The sequence below is a fragment of the Rothia nasimurium genome, from assembly GCF_928391935.1.
GTDB lineage: Bacteria > Actinomycetota > Actinomycetes > Actinomycetales > Micrococcaceae > Rothia > Rothia nasimurium_D.
In genome coordinates, this window is sequence record NZ_CAKMTD010000005.1 from 59899 (window position 1) to 81110 (window position 21212).

The window sequence follows — 21212 nt, forward strand, 5'->3', positions numbered from 1 at the left end:
CAGGGCCGTCTGCAGTTGCGCCAGTAGGTAGCACCTTCACGAAAAAGCTGGTGAAATAGGATGAGGGCTTCATGAGACTGATCTTCAAAGAAGTTTGGAGATGAGCCCTAGTAGATGTGCATCAAGTACCTATTCCTCGTGTCGATGAGGCTGCCCCCTGGCTTTGACTGCCGGGGGGCTTTTCACATGGTTCTAGATACTAAAAATTTTCTCACATATACTAGTTGACATAAAAATCTTGAAGGTGTTTACTAGGCACTAAGAGACACTCCTAAACTGATGTAACCATGCGAAGAAGGTTGACGATGAAGCAACTTTTCACCGATGATTTCCCTATTTGGAGCCCACAAGCCGCTAGTCTATGGGCCAAGACTGACCGGTCTGACGATCAGAGCACTGATTGGCTTAACCTCCCCCAGCACATGATGGATTCTGCCCAGGTTGGGGCTTACCTATGGAGTCACTACCTCTCAGAAAATCACCGTAGGTTCATTCAAGGCCAGCTTGCTTTATCGAGCGAAGATTGCCAACAGTTAGTAGCTTTTCTGTGCGGATCCCATGACATAGGCAAAGCTAGTCAATCTTTTGCGAGTCAGCTCAACGAGTCATCTCGCTACAGCTTCCTGGCTGACCAGATACGGGCAACGGGTTTGAACTTGCCTTCTGCAGTACCTTCAGACCAATGGTCCCCACACTCTGCAGCGAGCTACATTATTTTGACTCGGTTCTTCGATGAAAAATTTGGTCAGAGCAGCTACCGCACCTTATCCCATCTAGGTCAAATTTTAGGGGCCCACCATGGTCTCCCCGCAGGTAGTGACCATCGCAAAAATGCAAAGCGCGAAGTCGATAATCTGTCGAGTGGGTGGACAGAAGTCCATAACGAGCTTCTGGGTAAAATTCTTGAGCTCACCCAGGCTGAACCGGCAATTATCCAGCTGTTAAGCCAGCGCACCAAGCTCAAAGACAATGCCAAAATGATTCTGACAGGCGTGGTCATTATGGCGGACTGGATTGCATCCAACGCTAATTATTTCCCGCTGGGTCTCTTTGAACCAGGTGACCAGAGTGTGCGTTTTGAGTCTGCTACTTCCAAGCTCAGGCTCCCCCCAAGCTGGAAGCCTGAAGATTTTTCCTACCGAACACCTGCAGAAATTTATGCTGCTAAATTTTTGTGGGATGCAGCTAGCTCACCCAGGCCAGTGCAGGAAGCTGTTATTGAAGTGCTCAACTTAGAGAACCCGCCCTCTATGCTTATTATTGAAGCCCCTATGGGGGAAGGGAAAACAGAAGCCGCTTTGGTAGCTGCTGAAAAACTAGCTCATCTTAATGGTTGTAGCGGCATCTTTTTTGGGGCTCCCACTATGGCAACTACTGATGCCCTCTTTACCCGTATAAAAAAGTGGGCAGAGCAGTCGCATAATTCACCGGTGATCTCGATGTATCTGGGGCATTCGAAGAATCAGCTTAACCCTTTCTACACTTCTATGGGGCGATACGCCCGTTATAACCTCGATGATGAGGACCAGCGGTCTACTCACAATCATTCCCAGATTATTGCCCACCAGTGGTTCAGAGGCCGTAAGCAGGGGATTCTTTCAAGTCTGGTTGTGGCTACCGTGGATCAGGTCCTCATGATGGCTCTGCAGAGTAAACATCTGATGCTGCGTCACCTTGGTCTTGCAGGAAAAGTCGTAGTTATTGATGAGGTCCACTCCTACGGCGCTTATATGAATCACTATATGGAGGCCGCCCTGCGCTGGCTGGGAAGTTACGGCGCTCCGGTCGTTCTGCTCTCGGCAACTCTGCCCCATGAAACCAAAGCTAAGTTGGCTGCGGCGTACCAGTCCGGGCTGAGAGGGAAGCGAACTTCAGCTGAGGCTGTTCCTTCGGCCGGTATTGCTTACCCCGTTATTACTGCGGTGGCAGCTGATTCAATTGACGTGTACGAGGTTGAGGGGAGCTCTCGTAGTACCACCTACACGGTGGAACCTATGGCTGATGATGACGCTTCGCTCGAACAGCTGATGGGGCAGGTACGTGAGGACGGAGGGTGTCTGTTAGTCATCTGTAACACTGTTGACCGGGCTCAGGCTGCCTATCAGCTTGCCCAACAGCAGGTAGGGGATGATGCCTATCTATTGCACTCTCGTTATACGGCAGTGGAACGTGTTCAACGGGAGAGCCACCTGGTACAGGAACTGGGTCCCGGAGCTTCACTAGGACAGGGACGTCCTGACCGCAGAATCGTGGTGGCAACCCAGGTGGTTGAACAATCTTTGGATTTAGACTTTGACTGTATGGTGACAGATATTGCGCCAATTGATTTAATCCTGCAGAGACTAGGACGACTACACCGTCACCAACGTTTGCCTGAAGATAGACCGCAGTGGGCTCAACAGCCTCGTCTATATGTACGTGGTATGCAGGAACTCCCAACAGAAAACTCTAGCCCCGTCTTTGCACCTGGTGTGGATGCTGTCTATCAGCCAGCACTCTTGCTACCTACATGCAGTGAGCTTTCACTTCATGTGGGCGTGGAGAGAGTCCTTGAAGTTCCTAGTGAGATTCCTTCTCTGGTCGAGGCTGTCTATTCCAGCCCTCATGTCTTACCAGCTTGGGAGGACACTTATCAGCGTGCTCGGCAACAGCTTGAGAGTGAGTTAGAAACTGCACGGAAGAAATCTGAAAGCTTCAGGGCGGAGCTTTCACGGAGCGTCCGTGAATTCTCAGAAGTATGGGCTGCTCAGAGTGGCGATCTATCGGATGAGGAAGGCGCTGCTCAAGTACGTGATACTGAGCCTACTCTTGAAGTAGTCCTCGTGCAGAAGGTGGGAGATGGGTATTATGCTCCGCTGCCTTGGTTGGTTGAGGACGTCGAGTCCCCGGCTTTGCCGGTGGGGTTCACTCCTAATGCGGATACAGCCTATCTCTTAGCTCAGTGCACGGTGCGGTTGCCCTACCAGTTATCACGGCCCTGGTTACTCGATGAAGTGTTAGACCAGTTAGAACAGGCAACCGATTTGGCTTGGCAGAAGTCGCCTTTGCTTAAGGGACTTCTACAAGTAACTCTTGATGAAAATTTTGAAACTGAGTTAGCCGGTTTTCGGCTGCGATACAGTCAGGAACTCGGTTTAGAGCTCCTAAATAAACCGACCTATAGAAAGGAGAACCATGAGTTCAACGGCAACTGAACTGAGCTTTAACCTGGTGGACAAACCCTGGGTTCAATGCCTTATGGCTGATGGATCACATCGTTGTCTTTCGCTTACAGAAGTGTTTAAAGAACTTGAGCATATTAAGTGCTTGGCAGGTGACTCTCCCCAGCAGGATTACGCTGTACTCCGTATTCTTATTGCTATCTTCTGGAGGGCTCACGCTGCCACCGAAGAAGTGCAGGAGTGCGAGGACTTCCTAGACTGGTGGGAAGACCTTGTGCAAGGTGGAGTTGAGGTGATTTCTGAGCCTGTATTTGACTATCTGACGCAATACCGAGACCGGTTTGACTTGCTCGATGACCGTGCTCCCTTTATGCAGGTAGCTGACTTGGCTACTGCCAAGGGGGAACATGCTCCTATCCAGCGCATCATCCCTGAAGCAGAGACTGATTACCTCACCATGCGGGCTGGAAATGGAATTCAGGCTCTTTCTCCTGGAGAGGCCGCCCGTTGGCTGATTTCAATTCAAGCTTGGGACTACTCAGGTATTAAGCCTGGTGCTATCGGCGACCCCCGCGTCAAAGCTGGGAGCGGTAAAGGGTATCCCATTGGAACAGGCTGGGCTGGCTTCACCGGTGGAGTCGTTGTTCACGGATCCAACCTTGCTCAAACTCTTCTGCTTAATACTCCCGCAAGTTTTATCTTCACCGAAGAGAACCTAGATGGGGATCTCCCTGTCTGGGAGAGGGAACCTGCAACCGCTGCTCCTCGCACCAGCGAGTTTCCGACTGGGCCTTGCGATGTACTGACCTGGCAATCCCGCCGCGTCCGACTTTTCTGGGACGATGTTGAGGAAGTTGCCACCGGCGTGCTGGTCACCAATGGCGACAAAATCGAAATCAGAAATCAGTTTGCAGACCCCATGACCGGCTATCGTTACAGCAAGGTCCAGTCCAAGAAGGGAGCCCCGGTATTTTTTGCTAAAAGCCACCCTGAAGAACGCACCCTTTGGAAAGGTATTGAAGCGCTCCTAGCTGATGAGCGACTTCAAGAAATTCCAAAAGGCGGGGAACCAGACAGAATCCCAGCGACCTTGCACTCTCTACAGGTACTAAAAGAAAATCGTCTGATCAACGCAGACCAAGAAGTCCGAGTAGAACTTATTGGGTTTGTGTATGGCCCGCAATCTTCGATTATTACCAATTCAATTCATGAGGTCGTTCCGTTCAAGCTCCGCACTCTGATAGCTAGAGATTCTCCGTCCTCTGACCGAATCGTTCAGGCTGCCCGACGAGCTGTTGAGGCGTCTATCAACTTGGGCCAGTTCGCCGGTTTCTTGGCAGAAGCTGCAGGTGGGACGTACGCTTTCGTTCCTTCAGCGACTGAAAGTGCCCTCAATAAACTTGAAACTAGATTCAAAGACTGGCTCCTGACCGTCACACCCGATACTGACTTAGCTCAAAGACTTAACACATGGTGCGATACCGTTGAAAAAATTATCGGAGATGAAGCCATTAGGTTAGCTCAGGGAGCAGGTTCAAAGGCTCTGATCGGCAGGCTTGATACAAGCTCTGAGAAGCCCCGAGTTTTGAATACCGCAACAGCTTTTAACCGTCTTAGAAACTCTCTCAAGAAAACACTTGAAAGAGTACCGGCTAATGAAAATGCCTCATAGAAAGGAAAACTATGGATACCGGAACCCAACAAGATTTCTCCGGCCAAGATATGCCGTTATCTTCTCAGCCTGAAAAACAGAGTTTCTACAACTCGATAGCAACTGCTCTTTACAAGCTTCAGGCAGCGTATGAACGCGGCGATCGAGCGACCCTAGCAACGCTTCGAAAGGCAGCAGGAAAAACTCCGGAAAAAGACCCATTGGCATGGTCCTATGCCTTGGATACACTTTTGCCTGATTTCGCCTACACCGGTACTAAGGACGAAGCGAATAACGCTGAGCGAGCAGCTTTCACCGCTCTATCTCTATATGCATTACACCAACGTTCTTTAAGTCGTCCTATGCACCTCGTAGGTAAGAAATCACTAGGAACAGCTGTTGCTGAGTTGACAGTTTTATCGGGAAGCAAATCTATTAAAAGCCGGCTGGATGCTCTTATGGTCACTCGAACTCCTTCCGCCATCAGCTACCATCTCCGATCTCTCATTAGCCTTTTGCACACCTACGAGATCCCGCTTGACTATGCTCAACTAGCCAGCGATCTTTGGGCACTGCATACTCCTAGCCGACGTGAAGGTGTCATCCTTCGTTGGGGCAGAGATTATGCTTCAGCCCTCTGGAAACAAACACCCACAAAAAACTAACCATCGAAAGGAAAATCTCTAATGTCACTCTTCATTGATATTCACGCACTACAGACCTTGCCTCCCAGCAACATCAACCGCGATGACACTGGCGCTCCCAAAACAGCGACTTTTGGCGGTGTTCCCCGTCAGCGTGTTTCATCTCAGGCATGGAAGCATGTCATGCGACATGACCTTGCAGAAACTCTCACCCCTGCACTCATGGGCGTACGTACCAAGCGGGTTGTCCAGAAAATTGCGTCCAAGATCCTGGAACTTGACGAGAGCTGGGACGAGGCACGCGCGACCGCTGAGGCTGAGACTCTTTTGAAAACTGCTGGCATTAAGGTTTCTCCCTCTTCCAAGAAGAAGGGCGAAGACGAAGAAAGCCACCTCGAAACCGGCTACCTGCTTTTCCTCAGTAACTACCAGATTCAGGCTGCTGCCCAGGCAATTATTGATGCTGACGGAGAAAAGATCGCTAAGAAGGACGCCCAGAAGGTCCTTGACGATAAAAACTCTGTCGATATTGCCCTCTTTGGCCGCATGGTCGCTGATGACGCTGCCTATAACGTTGATGCGGCTGCCCAGGTAGCCCACGCATTAGGCGTCGCTGGAGCAGAGCCTGAGTTTGACTTCTTCACTGCAGTCGATGATGTGGTTCGCGATGCCGATGAAACTGGTGCCGGAATGCTGGGTACTGTTGAGATGATGTCATCAACCCTCTACCGCTATGCCACCGTCAATCTCGATGGCTTGGCAAAGAACCTTGGTGATCGTGACGTCGCAGTTAAAGCAACACGGGCTTTTGTGGAGTCTTTCCTGACTTCCATGCCTACCGGCAAGCAGAATACCTTTGCTAACCGTACTTTACCTGAAGCTATTGTGGTCAGCGTCCGAAAGGATCGCCCTGTCAGCTTAGTCAACGCCTTTGAAGTGCCTGCTACCAATGAAAACGCTGGTTACCGCTTACAGGCGGCTCAGAAACTAGCAGAAGAGGCGCAAGCCCTAGACGCTATGTACGGTTATAAGCCCGAGGCATCTTGGGTAGTTGCTTTGCCTAACCTGGCTAAGGCCCTTGACGGTTTGGGTACCGTTACTAACCTGCCCCAGCTTCTGGATGAACTCACAGCAACCCTGGAAGCCACTGAAAGTAAGTAACTCCATGAAAACACTGGTTCTTAAACTGAGAGGGCCTTTGCAATCCTGGGGATCAGATAGCCGCTACCGTACCCGTGCAACTAACACCGTACCCACCAAATCAGGAGTTTTAGGTTTGCTTGCTGCAGCTCAGGGCAGACAACGAACCGATAATATCGCTGATCTTGCTGGGCTTGAGTTTGCGGTACGTATCGACCAACCAGGAAACCTGGAACGGGACTATCAAACAGCCCGCGAACCAGGTGCTAAAGCCCCTAACCTCTCAACCCGTTACTATCTGTCTGACGCGGTCTTTCTAGCAGCTGTGTCAGGGCCTGACGTGCTCATCGAAACCATCGCGGAAGCGGTACAGAAGCCTGTGTACCCCCTTTACCTGGGGCGCCGTAACTGTCCTGCAAATGCTGATCTTTTCGTATGCGTCAGCGAAGATGACGCAGAAACGGCGCTCCGCAAACAGCCTTGGGGAGCAGCGTCCTGGCATAAAAAACGCAGAGACCAGAAGGTCTTTCTGCCCCTTATCCGGGATGCCCGTACTGGTGAAGACGGCGACCAGGTACGAGATACTCCACTGAGCTATAGCCAAGAAAACCGACAGTACAGTTGGCGAACCGTGTATGAGGCGGAGCCTGTGGAGTTTGATAATGAAGAAGGACAACCTATGAGTGACCCCTTTATGGAAGCGGTGCGAGGCCTATGACCTGGTTCAGTTCTATCCTTATCAACCCCCAAAAACGTGAGGGACGAAAGCTTCTAGGCAACCGTCAGCTTATGCATAAGGCTGTACTCCAGGCCTTCCCACCAGGTTCGCTTGAAGAAGCTGGGGAACGTGTGCTTTGGCGTTTGGACCAAGAAGGCATCAAATATACCCTGTATGTAGTAAGCCCTCTGGAACCAGATTTCACCCATATCGTTGAAAGAGCGGGCTGGGTCTCACAAACCTGGAACTCGATTCACTACGGTACTTTCCTTGACCGACTTATGGTTGGGCAAGAATGGGGATTCCGTCTGCAAGCTAACCCTGTCAAACGGGAGTCAACTCCTCCCGGGAGTAGAGGGAAAGTTCTGCCACACGTGACCCCTGAACAGCAGATCAACTGGCTTACCCAACGGTCTGCGGATTTTGGCTTCGAGATTAAAGAGGCTCCTCAGAGTCTCACAGGCTTTGCTGTCGATGTTACTCACCGAGAAGACCTTCGATTTTCTCGGAAGGACCCCCGTCAGGGAGGTAGAAGCGCACAGGTGACTTTGCGAAAAGCACAGTTTGATGGAGTCTTGAAAGTTACCGACGCTGAGTCCCTAAAGTCTGCTTTAATTCAGGGAATTGGGCGAGGAAAAGCCTACGGTTGCGGCCTAATGACGCTCAGGAGGGTAGCGGCATGAGCATTCCCGGTGCACCGCCACCTACTAGAACTGAGCTGGCGCGAGTTAGCGACAGATTATCTTTTGTGTATCTGGAGAGGTGTGCGGTGCACCGGGACGCCAACGCGGTTACCGCAACTTCTGATAGAGGCGTAATCCACATTCCAGCAGCCACTTTAGGGTGCTTGCTCTTAGGTCCCGGAACCCGTGTAACTAATGCTGCGATGACTCTCTTGGGTGACTGTGGAGCTAGCGTAGTCTGGTGCGGTGAGAACGGCGTCCGATTCTATGCTCACGGTAGCTCTCTAGCTCGGAGCTCCCGTATGTTGCAGGCCCAAGCTGAGCACGTTTCAAACGTGCGCTCACGGCTTGATGTTGCCCGGAAAATGTATGCCTATCGTTTCCCAGGCGAAGATGTCTCGCAACTTACCATGCAACAGCTCCGTGGAAGGGAAGGTGCTCGCGTCCGTCGTATCTATCGGGAACATTCTGAACGTACTGGTGTTGCCTGGGGTAAACGTGATTATATACCGGGGGCCTTTGAGGACGGTTCCCCCATTAACCAAGCCCTTACCGCCGCTAATGCTGCTTTGTACGGGGTGGTACATTCAGTCATTGTTGCGTTGGGATGTACTCCAGGACTGGGCTTTATTCATACTGGTCATGATCGCTCTTTTGTCTTTGATATCGCTGACTTGTATAAAGCTGAGATCACCATTCCGGCTGCTTTTGATGTAGTTGCTTCAGGCAGCAGTAACATCACATCGGATGTTCGCCGAGCTGTTCGCGATGCTGTGGTTACACATCGTCTACTCGCCCGGTGCGCTCGTGATATTTCGCGGCTATTAGCTCCAGATATTGATACTGAATGGGAGCAGATTGATGAGCTTTCACTTTGGGCTGGGCCCGGTAAAACTACAGTAGAAGCAGGCATCAACTATGCAGGTGATGGTAGTTGATTGTTTTAGTTGTGACTGCGTGCCCAGAAGGGCTACGTGGAGACCTGACACGGTGGCTATTAGAGATTAGCCCTGGGACATTTGTAGGCAACGTCTCGGCAAAAGTTCGCGAGGCGCTCTGGGAACGCACATGCTCGTACGCTGGAAGTGGTAGAGCAATTTTGGTGTACTCATCGGACAGCGAGCAGCGTCTTCGGTTCAAGGTGCATAAACATGACTGGGAGCCTATCGACCTGGAAGGGTTAACGTTGATGATGAGACCCTTACCTGGTTCTCAGGCGAAATCGAAGCGTACTACAGGGTGGAGTAAAGCAAGAGCACAAGTGCGTAGCCGTAATCCCTCATGGCGGTCTAAGATGTAATCAATGATTTCCTGATGATAATCACTTATTCCGATTGGATTTCACCTTTGGCTCAGGTAAATAACCTTGTCAGGAAGTGTGCTCCCCGCATGCGCGGGGATGAGCCTTTGGCGCCTTTTTCACCAAAGCTCTTGATAAGGTGCTCCCCGCATGCGCGGGGATGAGCCCCGTCCAATGCTTCGGAACAGGCACGACTAAGCGTGCTCCCCGCATGCGCGGGGATGAGCCCGGCTACGCCGCCCGCGCCGGGACACCCCAAGGGTGCTCCCCGCATGCGCGGGGATGAGCCCGTTTTGGCGCCGATCTTCACCTGGCTGTGGAAGTGCTCCCCGCATGCGCGGGGATGAGCCCCGTCCAGAACATCGTTAGAAGAATCAACCGCCGTGCTCCCCGCATGCGCGGGGATGAGCCCAGGGTCAAGGCAAGCTTCGAGCGCCTCGGAGGGTGCTCCCCGCATGCGCGGGGATGAGCCTGACGCGCACCTGTACCTTGCCGGTTCGGGGGTGTGCTCCCCGCATGCGCGGGGATGAGCCTGGGTAGAAGACCGGGTCTACCTGCGAAGCTCAGTGCTCCCCGCATGCGCGGGGATGAGCCCGGTGAGTTTATCCCCGCCGGAGCAGCCGTGGCGTGCTCCCCGCATGCGCGGGGATGAGCCCACAGAAACGAAAACAGACGAAGCCACCGAGCAGTGCTCCCCGCATGCGCGGGGATGAGCCCCGTCACCGTTCAGCAGCTGGTCTTCTTCAGCCGTGCTCCCCGCATGCGCGGGGATGAGCCCGGTGTAGACCTGCTTTGAAGGGATATCGGCGGGTGCTCCCCGCATGCGCGGGGATGAGCCTTTTCTCTACAATCTTGTGTCTCAACTGATATCGTGCTCCCCGCATGCGCGGGGATGAGCCTGTGCCACGGTTGGCGGGGTCGTCGAGGAAGCCGTGCTCCCCGCATGCGCGGGGATGAGCCTCGGGAGGGGTCAGGCCGGGCTTCTTGGCGTTTGTGCTCCCCGCATGCGCGGGGATGAGCCCTTCTTCACCGGAATAACCTTCCGCACCGAAGTGTGCTCCCCGCATGCGCGGGGATGAGCCCGGCGCCCAGGCATACAAGCTCATCAAGGCTGGGTGCTCCCCGCATGCGCGGGGATGAGCCCGGTATGTGACGTGGAGGGGACGTTCGCCGGTGGTGCTCCCCGCATGCGCGGGGATGAGCCTGAGCCCGGAGTCTGGCGTGGGGCCAACCTCGAGTGCTCCCCGCATGCGCGGGGATGAGCCCCAGGGAATTATTGAAGTTCTGCATGGCCTGAGGTGCTCCCCGCATGCGCGGGGATGAGCCCTGAAAGCAACATAACAATGACAGACGCAATCGGTGCTCCCCGCATGCGCGGGGATGAGCCCAGGCGGTAAGTTCTTGCAGGGTGCTTCTCGCAGTGCTCCCCGCATGCGCGGGGATGAGCCCCAGGTGAATGTGTGGGCTGAGCGGGGGAAGTAGTGCTCCCCGCATGCGCGGGGATGAGCCCCGCAACGACGGCCCAACCTCCTCCACCTCCAGGTGCTCCCCGCATGCGCGGGGATGAGCCCCCGGATAACGACCGCAAACGCCGGTACAGTACGTGCTCCCCGCATGCGCGGGGATGAGCCCATACTTGTAGCGAAAACGCTTGGGGTCTGAGGGTGCTCCCCGCATGCGCGGGGATGAGCCTGGCACCGAGAGCTTCACCGTGACCGTCGGCAAGTGCTCCCCGCATGCGCGGGGATGAGCCCACTTCGACCCATATCTTTGGGATAACCGCGTCGTGCTCCCCGCATGCGCGGGGATGAGCCCGATCACCTGGGAGGTCCCCACTATGGCTGCAGGTGCTCCCCGCATGCGCGGGGATGAGCCCTCCTACAACGAATTCGCCACCCTTATCGGCTCGTGCTCCCCGCATGCGCGGGGATGAGCCCTGATTGACTTTGGCCTCATGCCCTATATGGCCGTGCTCCCCGCATGCGCGGGGATGAGCCCTGGGTCATGGCGGTAGCGGCCAGTTCGGCGGCGTGCTCCCCGCATGCGCGGGGATGAGCCCTTCAACCCAGTCACGCCGGGTCAGCCGGTAGGGTGCTCCCCGCATGCGCGGGGATGAGCCCCTCTGAGGCCGGGCGGCTAATGGTTGGGCCCGGTGCTCCCCGCATGCGCGGGGATGAGCCTTCGCGCTCCATGGCGTCGCCAGCTTCTTTGGCGTGCTCCCCGCATGCGCGGGGATGAGCCCCAGTTTCCGTTACCGTTGGCCCACTTGGCGCTGTGCTCCCCGCATGCGCGGGGATGAGCCCAAAAGAAGGAATCGGCAAAATCTGGGAAGGCCGTGCTCCCCGCATGCGCGGGGATGAGCCCAACGAAATGGACGCCGTTGACCGCGAGCGCCGGTGCTCCCCGCATGCGCGGGGATGAGCCTCGTATGTCCTCTAGCAAGGTCGGTGCTATCACGTGCTCCCCGCATGCGCGGGGATGAGCCCGGGAAGTGGGTTTACCCGTTTGATGAGGCGCTGTGTTCCCCGCATGCGCGGGGATGAGCCCCTCGCCCAAGAAATCATCGGACCCCACCTTCCATGTTCCTCGCATGCGCGGGGATGAGCCCGACGGTGAAGGCTCTACCGTAGGTGGCCTGGTGTGTTCCCCGCATGCGCGGGGATGAGCCCAAACCAGAAGTGCCGTAAGGCTGAGTCAGGTTGTGTTCCCCGCATGCGCGGGGATGAGCCCCAAGAATGATGAATCCGCCCAGCAGAATCACCGTGTTCCCCGCATGCGCGGGGATGATTCCTCTTCGTTCTGGCTCTTAACGTGTGGGTCAGCGTGTTACCCACATGTTTGTACACAAATAGGGCCTTCCAGCCCCGGCACACCCCCACCCAAAAACTTCACGAGTAAAGTATTTTCTCCTTTCTCCAGTAGACTAAACCCATGAAACTCATTGAGCCTCGCCCCGTGCCCCTGGGCGGGCTGCGGTCCATGACCGTGCGCCGCCTGCTGCCCTCCCGCGACCGCCGCATGGTCGGCGCCTGGTGCTTCATCGACCACTACGGCCCCGACGACGTCGCCGTCACCGGCGGCATGCGCGTCGCCCCGCACCCCCACACCGGCCTGCAAACCGCCAGCTGGATCTTCACCGGCACCGTCGAACACCGCGACTCCCTCGGCACCGTCGCCGACGTCCGCCCCGGCGAACTCAACCTCATGACCGCCGGCTACGGCATCAACCACTCCGAATACTCCACCCCAGACACCACCGTCCTGCACGGCATTCAACTCTGGATCGCCCTCCCCGAAACCCACCTCAACACCGCCCCCACCTTCGAAAACTTCGTACCCCAAGCCCTCACCTTTGACGGGCAGGGGAGCGGGCAGGACGCGTCCGCCCCGGCTCCGGTGCAGACCCGCGTCTTCCTCGGTGAACTTGGCGTAAGCGTCGACGGGCAGACCCTCACTGGCTCGTCGCCCGTCACCACCTTCTCGCCCCTGCTCGGCGCAGAAATCCTCGTCGGCACCCCCGGCTCCGACCCAAAGGCCGACAAGACCCCGGCAGACGACGCCCCGCGTCGCACCATCACCCTCACCCTCAATCCCGAGTACGAGCACGGGTTCGTGGTCGACACCGGTGCCCTCCTTATTAAGGGTCAGCAGGTAGCCGCCGACGAAATGCTCTTCATCGAACCCGGCACCACCGAACTCACCCTTGAGGCAATCGGCGACACCCGCCTCATCCTGCTCGGCGGCACCCCCTTCGGCGAAAAAATCACCATGTGGTGGAACTTCATCGGCCGCACCCACGAAGATATCGTCGAAGCCCGCGCCGCCTGGAATGCCCAAGCCCAGGCCTTCGACGGCACCACCGCCCCCAGCGGCGCCCGGGGGCAGGCAATCGTCGCCGACGGCACCCTGGCAGCAGGCCCGGGGGAGGGGCAGGACGGCGCCGCCCCGGCACCCCGCTTCGGTGGGGTCGTCCTGCTACCCGGTGAATACCAGGAAAAGCCGCGCACCTCCGTCATACCGGCGCCCGAGCTGCCCAACGCCCGCCTGAAACAACGAGGGGACTAGACCGCCGCCGCCCCTCAGAGGCCAAACGGGTCACGATTTCGATGCGAAACCGTGACCCGTTTGCCTGTGTGTCGCAAATTTCTTCTAAAAAGAGCAGACAGGTCAGGGGTCTTGTCTAATAAGTGTCTGACCAGTAAAAACAGGGAAAAAATCGAGCCTCAACACCCTCAAGAAATCAGCCCCAGCCACCCAAAAGCCAACTTTTGGTAACGATTTGGTATACATCGTTACCAAATCGTTATAAGCTTGTCGGAGTCCAATCAGCTTCGGAAAGAAGCATGGGAGCCCAAAACCCCCACACTGGGCCACCCAGCAGTAGCAGCAACCCGGCTGCGAAAATCTCAAGAAGAGACGAAAGGTACAACATTGCGTCGTTCACTCTCAGTAGGTGCGGTAGGCGTCCTGATCTCAGGTGCAGTACTCGTAGCAGCCAACGCTAACGCAGCGGCAGAAGCACCCCAGACCACCGTAGACAGCAACTCCATCATCGCTGCCCCCGCCCTCCAGGCATTCGCCGTAGAAGCGACCAGCAAGGTTGTAAGCTGGGGCGTTCCCGCTTACGTTGTAGCCCCCGCTGCCCCCGTTGAATCAACCCCCGCAGTTGAAGAAGCTCCCGTTGAAGAAGCACCGGTAGAAGCTCCTGCTGAAGAAGCTGCCCCCGCCCCCGAGGCCCCCGTTGAAGAAACCAACGTCACCACCCAGGCAGAGACCGTAGAGGTCATCGAAGCAGCACCTGCCCCCGCCCCGGTTGAAGAGCCCGCTCCCGCTCCTGTTGAGGTAGCCCCCGTAGCTGAGCCTGCCCCCGCTCCTGTTGCTGAGCCCGCCCCGGCACCCGTCGAAACCGCAGCTCCTGCCCCCGCCGCAACCGCAGAGCCCACCCTCTCCGTTGCCACCAACCAGGCCAAGCGCGACGCCGTCGTAGCTGCCGCCCTGGCTGCTGCAGCCGTCAACGCTCAGACCGACTGCACCATGCTGGCAACCAACTCCCTGCGCGCCGCTGGCATCAACTTCCACGGCTGGCCCATGAACTACATGGCCCTGGGTACCGTAACCTCCAACCCCCAGCCCGGCGACCTGGTTCTTTACCAGTCCAACGGCTTCGGTCAGCAGCACATCGCCGTTTACATTGGCAACGGCCAGGCTGTTCACGGCGGCTGGAACGGCATTGGCACCTCCATCTTCTCGGTGAACCTGCCCACCGCGTCCGCACCGATCTTCGTATCACCCGCTGGCTACAACAGCTAAGGCAACCGCCAACAGCGTCTTTTCTTGAGAAAAACCCCGCTCCCTCACCAGGGAGCGGGGCTTTCTGTTTGTGGGCTTGGCGATAGTCCCCGGTATTTGCCCAAGAAGCGCGTCATAAATGCGTAACAATAATTATTTCCCTTGCAAGTATCGGGTGTAGGCTGTAGCGATACCCACCGCTCAACCACGAAAGGGAAAACCATGGCAGGCTTTACCACTCGCGCCATTCACGCCGTCCACTCCAACGAAGAACAGGCCGTCGTGCCCCCGATCTACACCGCCTCCACCTTCGGCCAGCCCACCGACGGCACCGAAGGCCCCTTCGAATACCAGCGCGGCGGCAACCCCACCCGCTCCAAGGCAGAAACCACCCTCGCCGCCATCGAAGGTGCCGAACACGCCTTCCTCTACGCCTCCGGCATGAGCGCCACCGCCGCTGCCATGGGAATCCTAGAACACGGCCAGACCCTCATCATGGGCATGCCCGTCTACGGCGGCAACTACCGCTTCGCCACCATCGAACTCCCCAAGCGCGGCGTCAACCACGAACTGGTCTACGACCTCTCCACCCTCTCCGACGCCCACTTCGAGGGTAAGAACGTGGGCATGGTCTTCATTGAGACCCCCTCCAACCCCACCCTGCGCGTCACTGACATCAAGAAGGTCGCCGAGCTGGCCCACCGCCACGGGGCCCTGCTGGTCGTCGACAACACCGTCATGACCCCCTACCTGCAAAAGCCCCTAGAACTCGGCGCAGATATCGTCGTGCAGTCAGCAACCAAGTACCTAGCCGGTCACGGCGACCTGCTCGCCGGCGTCGCCACCACCAACAACGCAGACCTAGCCGACAAGCTCTTCAAGGCCCAGCTGATCTCCGGCGGCGTGCTCTCACCCATCGACTCCTACCGCCTACTACAGAACGTCAAGACCCTAGCCCTGCGCATGGAGCGCCAGCAGGCCAACGCCGACGTCCTCATCGAAGCCGTCGCCGCCCACCCCGCCGTCGAAACCGTCTACTTCCCCGGCTCCTACAGCACCGAAGAAGCTCAGATCCAGGCCGAACAGGCCACCGGCAAGGGCGCCCTCTTCTCCTTCACCGTCAAGGAAGGCCACGACATCAAGGCCTTCCTCGACTCCCTCAAGGTCTTCACCTTCGCCGTCTCCCTCGGCGGCATTGAGTCCCTGGTCTGCCTACCCACCACCATGACCCAGGGCGCCTACTCCCCAGAAGACCGTGACGACGCCGGCCTCACCACCCGCCTGGTGCGCGTAGCCGTTGGTATTGAGGACGTTGAGGACCTGCGTGCCGATATCATCGGCGCCCTCGACGCCGCCTAAGCCTTCCTTTTCCACAACACAATCACCGAAAGGTACCCCCATGCAGAACATCACCCGCCGTACCGCGCTCACCGCAGCTGGCGCGTCCGCACTCGCCCTGGCCCTGGCCGCCTGCGGCTCATCCTCATCATCCACCACCTCCTCCGACTCCTCTGCCGCAGCCGATAAGCTGCAGGCCATCAAGGATGCCGGTAAGATCCGCATCGGCTTCGAAGGCACCTTCGCCCCCTGGAACTACCACAACGAAGCCGGCGAACTCGTGGGCATGGAAAAGGAAATCGGCGACCTGATCGCCGCCGACCTGGGCGTTACCGCCGAATACACCGAAACCCCCTGGGACTCCCTGATCGCCGGTGTTGACGCCGACCGCTACGACATCGTCATCAACAACGTCTCACCCACCGAAGAGCGCAAGCAGAAGTACGACTTCTCCAACCCCTACGTCGCCTCAGAAGGCAAGGTAGCCGTCCTGCAGGAATCCAGCCTGCAGACCATCGCCGACCTCAACGGCGCCACTGCAGCGTCCTCAGAGACTTCCAACTTCCGCACCCTGCTCGAAGAAGCAGGCGCCCAGATGACCATCGTGACCGGCTTTGACGAAGCCATCGAACAGGTACTCACCGGCCGCGTCGACGCCTGCGGTAACGACGCCGTCACCTTCGCCTACTACCAGGAGCAGCACCCTGACGCCCCCATCCGCCTGCTTGATGGCGTACTCGGCGACGCCTCCGAATCAGCAATCCTGATGCCCAAGGGCGCCACCACCCTGCAGACCGCCATCAACGACTCCATCGCCAAGCACCTGGACAACGGCGACTTCAAGGCCATCTACGAAAAGTACGTTGGCATCGACCTCAGCCCCAAGGCCTAGCCACACGCGGCTAGCCGAACCCCGGCGTCCGAACCGAAAGTAACCCGTAGAACACTATGGACCGCTACCTAGAACTCTGGGCACAATCCCTGCCCTCCCTGCTGCTGGCCACCGTGCAGGTGACCATCCCGCTGACCCTCATCTCCTTCGTGCTCGCACTGGTGCTGGGTCTGCTGGCCACCGCCGCCCGCAACCTCAGCCGCTACAACCCGCTCAACTGGCTAGCCACAGCCTTCGTGTGGTTCTTCCGCGGCACCCCGCTTCTAGTGCAGCTCTTCCTGGTGTTCTACGGGCTACCCCGCATCGGCATCACCCTCGACACCTGGCCCGCCGCCATCATCGCGCTGAGCCTCAACACCGGAGCCTATGTGGCAGAGACCTTCCGCTCAGCCTACGCCTCCATTCCGCGCGGCCAGTTTGAAGCTGCCCGCACCCTCAACTTCACCAAGATGCAGACCCTGCGCCACGTCGTCATCCCGCAGGCCACCCGCATCGCCCTGCCCCCGCTGGGCAACGACCTGATCGACCTGGTCAAGGGCACCTCCCTGGTCTCGGTGATCTCCATGGTTGATCTCTTCCACTCCGGCAAGCAGGTCGCCGCCCGCACCTTCGAACCCCTGGCCATGTACCTTGAAGTAGCCGCCATTTACCTGGTCATCTTCACTCTTCTCTCCCTCGCCCAGCGTGCCCTGGAGAAGCGCACCAGCCGTTATCTAAGGAGCTCCCATGCTTAGCCTGAAGAACCTCACCAAAAGCTTCGGCGAGAACACCATCCTGCGTGACATCTCCCTGGACCTCGACAACGGCGAAACCACGGTCATTCTCGGCCCCTCCGGCTCAGGCAAATCCACCCTGCTGCGCTGCCTGAACCTGCTCGAAACCCCCGAGTCCGGCGTCCTCACTATTGAGGGCGACTCGGTGGACTTCGCCACCGGCCTGACCGACGAGCAGGTACGCACCATCCGCAAGCACTCGGCCATGGTCTTCCAGAACTTCAACCTCTTCCCCCACTACACCGCCGAGCAGAACGTGGCCCTGGCCCCGGTGCTCAACGGCAAGATGGGTAAGGACGCCGCCGCCCAGCTCGCGCGCGACCTGCTGGAAAAGGTGGGGCTGGGGCATAAGGCGGACGCCTACCCCGATAACCTCTCCGGCGGCCAGCAGCAGCGCGTCGCCATTGCCCGCGCCCTGGCGGTTGCCCCCGACTACCTGCTCTTTGACGAGCCCACTTCCGCCCTTGACCCCGAGCTTGAAGCCGAGGTTATTCGTGTGCTCATCGACCTGGCCCGCGAAAAGCGCTCCCTGGTGGTCGTTACCCACAACATGGCCTTCGCCCGCCGGGTCGCCGACCGCATCGTATTCCTCGACGGCGGCAACGTCCTCTACAACGGCGCCCCCGAAGCCTTCTTCGCCTCCGACAACGAACGCATCCAGCGCTTCCTGCAGATCTTCGAAATGACGGACTACCGCATCTAAGGAGTTGGGACGCCCGGTCTGGGTGTTTGGACCAACCTGGCGCCGTGCCATCTGCTTCACCCCCTCATTTCTCTCTTGACCCCCTCGAAAATCACGGGGGTGGTGGGAGAGTCGAGGGGGTGATGTGTTAACACCAGAGGATCGCAGAGGGGCTACCGGTAAATTGTTGAACTGTATTTTCAGGGATAAGTGCGCGGTAAAGTTTTGCCCATGAACACCGCTTTTACTTTTTCAGTAGGTCTGGTACCCAGCCAGCAGGAACTGGTAGATCTCTATACCTCTGTTGGGTGGAGTGCTTACACCGACCACCCTGAAGACCTGGTGCCCATGTGCACCGGTAGCCTTTACCTGGCGGTGGCCCGCGAGGACGCCACCGGCCGACTCGCAGGGCTGGTGCGGGTCGTCGGCGATGGGGTCAGCATTAGCTATATTCAAGACCTACTCATTAACCCGGACTTTCAGAGGTCCGGCCTGGGCTCCCACCTACTCGACATGGCGTTGGACGCCGTGGGTGGCGTCCGCCAGGTCTACATCACCACAGACGCCCACCCTAGCAACCAGCACGTGATTGACCTTTACCGGGGTAGAGGCTTCAAGCCCGTCGAGGGCTACGGCTGCGTGACCCTGGCACAATTTACTGTTAAACCGTAAGGCTAGTGGGTCAGCACAGCCTTCAAGACAGCCACTGTAAAGCCCAGCACAGCGAAGATAATGCCGCCAAGAAGGGTGCGGAAGGTGACGCTTTCTTTGCGGTAGTGGGCAACCACAAAACCGACCGAGAACAGGCGGCCCACCAGCGCTAGTACCGCCAGGTGCCAGCTGACCTTGCCCGGCACCAGATGGAACATCGCCAGCGCGAGGAAGAAAGCCGGCGTCAGAGTAGAGCTGACAATCGGCACAGCGTTACGCAGGGCGTCCTTAACATCAGCCTTGGTAAGCCCATTGCCGTGAAGAAGGCGGTGCTCCTGGCTCTCAGCCAGGAAGTGCGCCAAGAAGGTGGTCAAGCCGGTCGCCAGCAAGACGACGAGTGCGTGCCCGTGCTCAATATCCTCAGCAGATACCAGGACGAGCGCACCCAGGGCCAAAATATTGCCGTAAGTGTAGGCCGAGATACGGTGGGCGGCATTGCTGGGGGAGAGGCCCTCAATCATACGGGCCTGCTTAGTGCGGTGTGACATGCCCTCTATTCTATTTGCACCCGCCTTAGGCCCGCCCCTCGCGGTGGGTTCGGGCTGTTTCTTCGTCGATAATCCGCATTTCCTGGGTCAGCAGCCCCGGGCACCCACCCGTCGCGCGAAGCTGGGCGGGGGCGTCCTACCCGGCGTTGCTGCTGACCGGCGCGGACGCCGGGAGCAGGTAGGGACAGGAGTCGTTTGTGGCCAGCTTGTAGCCGGTAATAGTCGCGTCAGTACGGTTAGAATCAGCCCCGCAGAACCAGCGATTATTACTCATGCCGGGACGCCCGGTCTGGGTGTTTGGACCAACCTGGCACCGTGCCACCTGCTTCACCCCCTCATTTCTCTCTTGACCCCCTCGAAAATCACGGGGGTGGTGGGAGAGCCGAGGGGGTGATGTGTTTTAAGGTGGCGACGGACATCCGCCCCCATAAAGCCGGTAGCACAGCTCTGCCTCACTTAGACACTTTCACCAAATCGCCCTGTGGCCTAGGTCATTCTGTCTATAAGTGGTGGGTTATCTCTTTTTAGTATCGAAATTGATAACGCACAGGCACCAACTCCGGTGCGCCGCCACGACCGACACCCAAAGGAGGGCAACGGCCATGACCACCACCCCCACCCGTCAGCGCACCATCCGCGGCGCCGTCCTCGAACGCATAGGGGCAGCAGAACCCTACTCTGAAACCCACCCCATCACCGTCTCAGAACTCCAGCTCGACGCCCCCGGCCCCGGCGAAATCCTCGTCCGAATCGAAGCCGCAGGGCTCTGCCACTCAGACCTTTCTGTGGTCAACGGCAACCGCCCCCGGCCCGTCCCCATGCTGCTCGGCCACGAATCAGCCGGCATCATCGAAGAACTCGGCGAAGGCGTCACCGATCTTCAAGTCGGCCAGCGGGTCGTCATGACCTTCCTGCCCCGCTGCGGCGAATGCTCCGGCTGCGCCTCCAACGGCAAGACCCCCTGCATCCCCGGCACCGCCTCCAACACCGAAGGCACCCTCCTCTCCGGCGCCCGCCGCCTCACCCGCGACGGCCAAACCGTCCAGCACCACCTGGGTGTCTCAGGCTTCGCCACCTACACCGTCGTTGACCAGCGCTCCGTCGTGCCCGTCGGCGACGACGTCCCCGCCGACGTCGCAGCCCTCCTGGGATGTGCCCTGCTCACCGGCGGCGGCGCCGTCCTCAACGTCGCCAAGCCCGAAAAGACCTCCCGCGTCGCCATCGTCGGCCTGGGCGGTGTTGGCATGGCAGCCCTCATCGTAGCCCGCGCCCTGGGTGTTGAAGAGGTCGTCGGTGTCGATATGCAGCCCGACAAGCTCGAGATGGCCAAGAAACTCGGCGCAACGGACGCCCTCACCAGCCCCGAAGCCCTCGAACAGGCAGCAGCCGGTAAGAAATTCGACGCAGTCATCGAAGCCGCCGGCCACGCAAAGGCCCTCGAAACCGCCATCAAGATCACCGGCCCTGGCGGTATCACCGTCACCGTCGGCCTGCCCGCCCCCGGCTCCGAGACCGTCATCGACCCCCTGGCCCTCACCGCTGAGGCTCGGACGATTGCCGGTAGCTACCTGGGCACCTCAGTGCCCTCCCACGACATCCCCATCTACGAACAGCTCTGGCGCGATGGCAAGCTCAACGTAGAAGGCCTCATCTCAGCACACATCGAACTCGACCAGATCAACGAAGCCATGGACGCCCTGCACAACGGTGCAGCCCTTCGCCAAATCATCAAGTTCTAACAC

General features: G+C 58.0%; 18 protein-coding genes and 1 CRISPR repeat array. Of the genes, 16 read left to right on the plus strand and 2 right to left on the minus strand.

All coding sequences use genetic code 11. The annotated features are described in order from the left end of the window. Nucleotides 1-305: 305 nt before the first annotated feature. The 15 genes from cas3 to L7A15_RS06890 all read left to right on the plus strand — a co-directional run bounded on the left by cas3 (nt 306) and on the right by L7A15_RS06890 (nt 18943). Nucleotides 306-3194: a CRISPR-associated helicase Cas3' gene (gene cas3, locus L7A15_RS06820; RefSeq protein ID WP_237208497.1), complete on the plus strand. Its 2889-nt coding sequence runs from the start codon at nt 306-308 to the stop codon at nt 3192-3194. After that, nucleotides 3175-4833, plus strand: coding sequence for a type I-E CRISPR-associated protein Cse1/CasA (casA, locus tag L7A15_RS06825; RefSeq protein WP_237208498.1), 1659 nt, complete (start codon nt 3175-3177; stop codon nt 4831-4833). The genes cas3 and casA overlap by 20 nt, the downstream gene beginning before the upstream one ends. A gap of 11 nt (nt 4834-4844) precedes the next feature. Beyond that, entirely contained in the window at nt 4845-5477 is a 633-nt protein-coding gene (gene casB / locus L7A15_RS06830) for a type I-E CRISPR-associated protein Cse2/CasB (RefSeq protein WP_237208499.1), read from the plus strand. Between the two features lie 21 nt (nt 5478-5498). Continuing rightward, on the plus strand, nt 5499-6617 hold the full coding sequence (gene cas7e / locus L7A15_RS06835) for a type I-E CRISPR-associated protein Cas7/Cse4/CasC (protein WP_237208500.1): 1119 nt from the start codon (nt 5499-5501) through the stop codon (nt 6615-6617). Nucleotides 6618-6621: 4 nt separating this feature from the next. Then, nucleotides 6622-7314 carry a type I-E CRISPR-associated protein Cas5/CasD gene (gene cas5e / locus L7A15_RS06840; protein WP_237208501.1) on the plus strand — a complete coding sequence of 231 codons (693 nt, stop codon included), beginning with the start codon at nt 6622-6624 and terminating at the stop codon, nt 7312-7314. Continuing rightward, entirely contained in the window at nt 7311-7997 is a 687-nt protein-coding gene (gene cas6e, locus L7A15_RS06845) for a type I-E CRISPR-associated protein Cas6/Cse3/CasE (protein ID WP_237208502.1), read from the plus strand. The genes cas5e and cas6e overlap by 4 nt, the downstream gene beginning before the upstream one ends. Further along, nucleotides 7994-8935, plus strand: a complete 942-nt coding sequence (cas1e, locus tag L7A15_RS06850; RefSeq protein ID WP_237201567.1) for a type I-E CRISPR-associated endonuclease Cas1e — start codon at nt 7994-7996, stop codon at nt 8933-8935. The genes cas6e and cas1e overlap by 4 nt, the downstream gene beginning before the upstream one ends. 11 nt (nt 8936-8946) lie before the next feature. Continuing rightward, a complete protein-coding gene (gene cas2e, locus L7A15_RS06855) occupies nt 8947-9297 on the plus strand; it encodes a type I-E CRISPR-associated endoribonuclease Cas2e (protein WP_237201597.1) in 351 nt (116 codons plus the stop codon). 78 nt (nt 9298-9375) lie between these two features. Then, a CRISPR array of direct repeats spans nt 9376-12088; the repeat unit is 29 nt; unit sequence GTGCTCCCCGCATGCGCGGGGATGAGCCC. 140 nt (nt 12089-12228) lie between these two features. Next, nucleotides 12229-13362 carry a pirin family protein gene (locus tag L7A15_RS06860; protein WP_237212383.1) on the plus strand — a complete coding sequence of 378 codons (1134 nt, stop codon included), beginning with the start codon at nt 12229-12231 and terminating at the stop codon, nt 13360-13362. A 366-nt stretch (nt 13363-13728) separates the two neighbouring features. Further along, a complete protein-coding gene (locus L7A15_RS06865; RefSeq protein ID WP_237209065.1) occupies nt 13729-14607 on the plus strand; it encodes an NlpC/P60 family protein in 879 nt (292 codons plus the stop codon). Nucleotides 14608-14808: 201 nt separating this feature from the next. Further along, nucleotides 14809-15945, plus strand: a complete 1137-nt coding sequence (locus L7A15_RS06870; RefSeq protein ID WP_237209066.1) for a trans-sulfuration enzyme family protein — start codon at nt 14809-14811, stop codon at nt 15943-15945. 40 nt (nt 15946-15985) lie between these two features. Then, a complete protein-coding gene (locus tag L7A15_RS06875; RefSeq protein ID WP_237209067.1) occupies nt 15986-16816 on the plus strand; it encodes a transporter substrate-binding domain-containing protein in 831 nt (276 codons plus the stop codon). Nucleotides 16817-16872: 56 nt separating this feature from the next. Then, a complete protein-coding gene (locus L7A15_RS06880) occupies nt 16873-17550 on the plus strand; it encodes an amino acid ABC transporter permease (RefSeq protein ID WP_237209068.1) in 678 nt (225 codons plus the stop codon). Further along, on the plus strand, nt 17543-18292 hold the full coding sequence (locus L7A15_RS06885) for an amino acid ABC transporter ATP-binding protein (protein WP_237209069.1): 750 nt from the start codon (nt 17543-17545) through the stop codon (nt 18290-18292). Before L7A15_RS06880 ends, L7A15_RS06885 begins: the two co-directional genes overlap by 8 nt. Nucleotides 18293-18502: 210 nt before the next feature. Further along, entirely contained in the window at nt 18503-18943 is a 441-nt protein-coding gene (locus tag L7A15_RS06890; protein ID WP_237209070.1) for a GNAT family N-acetyltransferase, read from the plus strand. A gap of 2 nt (nt 18944-18945) precedes the next feature. Here L7A15_RS06890 and L7A15_RS06895 read toward each other — a convergent pair whose 3' ends face one another. Both L7A15_RS06895 and L7A15_RS06900 read right to left on the minus strand, forming a co-directional pair. After that, a complete protein-coding gene (locus tag L7A15_RS06895; protein WP_237209071.1) occupies nt 18946-19470 on the minus strand; it encodes a hypothetical protein in 525 nt (174 codons plus the stop codon). A gap of 136 nt (nt 19471-19606) precedes the next feature. After that, complete coding sequence (locus L7A15_RS06900; protein WP_237209072.1) at nt 19607-19744, minus strand: hypothetical protein; 138 nt, start codon at nt 19742-19744, stop codon at nt 19607-19609. A gap of 328 nt (nt 19745-20072) precedes the next feature. On the opposite strand from L7A15_RS06900, the gene L7A15_RS06905 reads away from it, so the two are divergent. Then, on the plus strand, nt 20073-21209 hold the full coding sequence (locus L7A15_RS06905) for a zinc-binding dehydrogenase (protein ID WP_237189299.1): 1137 nt from the start codon (nt 20073-20075) through the stop codon (nt 21207-21209). Nucleotides 21210-21212: the final 3 nt, after the last annotated feature.